General features: G+C 43.2%; 1 protein-coding gene. It reads left to right on the top strand.

Going from position 1 to position 574, the window contains the following annotated elements:
• Nucleotides 1-93 precede the first annotated feature (93 nt).
• Nucleotides 94-574: transposase (locus tag VSA01S_RS19885; protein WP_039983463.1), on the top strand; the 481-nt coding region annotated here is incomplete at its 3' end.

Raw genomic sequence — 574 nt, 5'->3', positions numbered from 1 at the left:
GGCTTTGTTGACGCGCTCATTAAATCACCAATTTTGATTTGAGCGTGCCTTACTTTATCATAGCCATCTATCTTCGTTTCCAGTTCAAAAATAATGCCTTACAAATACAACGAATCCAGACGTCATCACTTCAAAAAGCCTACCTATCGGCAAACCAATTATGCCGTATACAACCAAAGTCTTCGTGATCGTGGGCGCATTGATATCTGGTTATCTGACGACATCATAGAGAACTGGCAAACTGAGCAACGCTCTTACGATGGTACAGGGTCATCACCAAAATACCCAGACAGCACACTTATGGCATGCCATTATTTGAGACTCGTATTCAAACAACCTTTCCGCCAGACTCAAGGCTTTATCGATAGTCTCCTCAAGGAAATGGGTCACACAAACCTCTCCTGTCCTGACTTTTCGTGTCTATCAAAGCGTCTCACTAAGCTTGGACTTAAGGCCCCAAGATTCAAAAAAACAGACAAACCCGATGAAGATTTAGCGGCGATAGCCATTGATTCCACTGGCCTGAAAGAATTTGGCAAGGGTGAATGGCACCAGGAAAAACATAAAGTTAACG

This window comes from Vibrio sagamiensis NBRC 104589, assembly GCF_007990935.1.
Classification (GTDB): domain Bacteria; phylum Pseudomonadota; class Gammaproteobacteria; order Enterobacterales; family Vibrionaceae; genus Vibrio; species Vibrio sagamiensis.
The sequence above is the reverse complement of the archived record's forward strand: the minus strand, read 5'-3'. Positions and strand labels throughout refer to the sequence as shown.